This is a genomic window from Mesorhizobium sp. LNHC229A00 (genome assembly GCF_000502415.1).
Classification (GTDB): Bacteria; Pseudomonadota; Alphaproteobacteria; order Rhizobiales; family Rhizobiaceae; genus Mesorhizobium.
On sequence record NZ_AYWQ01000061.1, the window covers coordinates 1 to 1,893 of the forward strand.

Sequence of the window (1,893 nt, forward strand, 5' to 3'; positions counted from 1 at the left end):
GCTGAGCGGATCGCTGGTCAGGAACACCGCGGTGCCGGACACCAGCTGCGGCTTCTTCTTCAACAGATTGCCGGCCAGGAAGTCGAGCGGGATTTCGTTGCGCCGGGTCTTGTCGAAGAGATAGCGGCTGCCACGCACCCAGGTCCACATGCCCAACACGATGGTGAAGGCCACCACCAGCGACGCCCAGCCGCCTTCGAACACCTTGACGATGTTGGAGGCGAAGAAGCCGACGTCGATGAAAGCGAACATTACGGTCAGCGGGACCGCGACCGACAGCTTCCATTTCCAGATACGGGTCATGACCACATAGAGCAGGACCGTCGTCACCAGCATGTTGCCGGTCACCGAGATGCCGTAGGCGGAGGCCAGCTTGCTGGACTCGCCGAAGCCGACCACCAGCATCATCACCACCAGAGCCAGCAGCAGGTTAACGCGCGGCATGTAGATCTGGCCGGACTGTTTTTCCGACGTGTGCAGGATTTCGAGCCTTGGCAGCATGTTGAGCTGCACGGCCTGTCGGGTCAGCGAAAAAGCCCCTGAAATGACCGCTTGGCTGGCAATGACCGTCGCCGCCGTCGCCAGCACCACCATCGGGATCAGCGCCCAACCCTCGTTCATTTCGAAGAACGGATGGCCGACCACGCCGTTCTTCGCCAGCACGAACGCGCCCTGCCCGGCATAATTCAACAGCAGGCAGGGGAACACGATCCATAGCCAGGCGAGCACGATGGGTTTGCGTCCGAAATGGCCGAGATCGGCGTAAAGCGCCTCGGCGCCGGTGACGGCAAGGAAGATGGCGCCGATGGTGACGAAAGCCACATCGGGCGAATGGATCAGGAAGGCGACGATATAGTGCGGGCTGACCGCCCACAGGATCTCCGGATCGGCGATGATGTGCTTGAGACCGGAAAGGCCGATGGCCAGGAACCATATCGCGGTCACCGGGCCGAAGACCAGCCCGACGCCACCGGTGCCGAAACGCTGAACCGCGAACACCATGGCGAGGATGACCAGCGTCAATGGCACCACATAGGGCTGGAAGGTGGGGGTGACGACATTCATGCCCTCGACCGCCGACAGCACCGAAATCGCCGGCGTGATGACGGCGTCGCCGAAAAACAGCGAGGCGCCGACGATGCCGATGCCGAGCATCAGCGCCGAGCGTTTCGGAAAACTGCCGCGCGCCAGCGCCATCAGCGNCGCAGCACGAACATGATGTATTTGATGGTGACGATGATCGTCAGTGACCAGATGATCAGCGACAAAACGCCAAGAATGTCGCCACGGTCGGCAACTTGCCCGCCCGACGACGCGACCAGCGCCTCGCGGAACGCATAGATCGGGCTGGTGCCGATATCGCCATAGACCACGCCGAGCGCGCCCAGCATCAACACCTTGGCGCTGTGCTGTTCGATTTCGGGATGGCTCGATTGGTCGACGGGTTCTGCCTCACTACCAGCACTGGCAAGGGCCATGTACGACACTCCGATAAACGCGCGGTGCTCTACGCTTGCTGCAATGCAATATCAAGTGCCGTAACGTTATGGCACTCATGTCTGCAGCGCGCGGCTTCTTGTGGGCGACGTCGAGCGAATGCCGGTCGATGCGACATTCGCGGGCTCATGTCCGGATCCATGGAAAAACTGCGGGCCGGCGAGCACGTGTCTGTTAAATGGCGACCTGCGTGCCGATTTCAACGACGCGGCCGGTCGGGATCTGGAAATACTCCGTCGCATCGGCCGCCGAGCGCGCCAGTCCGATGAACAGCCTGTCCTGCCACACCGGCATGCCTGAATTGGGCGATGCCTTGAGCGACCGCCGCGAAAGGAAGAAGGACGTCGTCATGATGTCGAACTTCCAGCCTTGCTTGCGGCAGATCGCCAGCGCGCG

2 pseudogenes are annotated in these 1,893 nt (G+C 61.7%); both read right to left on the reverse strand.

The window, feature by feature from the left end:
• Positions 1–1,478: pseudogene (locus X742_RS00600) on the reverse strand (KUP/HAK/KT family potassium transporter); the annotation flags it as partial.
• Positions 1,479–1,671: 193 nt separating this feature from the next.
• Positions 1,672–1,893: pseudogene (gene trkD, locus X742_RS01000000171130) on the reverse strand (potassium transporter Kup); the annotation flags it as partial.